Source organism: Sulfitobacter sp. HI0040, assembly GCF_001634885.1.
Classification (GTDB): Bacteria; Pseudomonadota; Alphaproteobacteria; order Rhodobacterales; family Rhodobacteraceae; genus Sulfitobacter.
Genome location: NZ_LWEX01000362.1, coordinates 1 through 226, shown reverse-complemented (window position 1 = coordinate 226; position 226 = coordinate 1). Strand labels below are relative to the sequence as shown.

Here is a 226-nt window from a genome sequence, read left to right as displayed (position 1 = left end):
ACCTCCAGCGCGCCGGTGCGCACCAATGCCCCCATCACGATGAACATGGACGCGATGGTCCAGGGCGCGGGGTTCGACAGAACGGCCAGCGCATCGTCATAGGGCAGCACGCCCAGCGCCAGCAAGACGGCGGCCCCGGCAATCGCCACGACCTCCGTCGGGAAGGATTCCCGCAGAAAGGCGACAAACATGACGACGACGGTAACGAGCGTGAGCACGCTGCTTT

Annotated in this window: 1 pseudogene; it reads right to left on the bottom strand. The window is 65.5% G+C overall.

The annotated features are described in order from the left end of the window. Nucleotides 1-218: pseudogene (locus A3728_RS15570) on the bottom strand (SLC13 family permease); the annotation flags it as partial. Nucleotides 219-226: the final 8 nt, after the last annotated feature.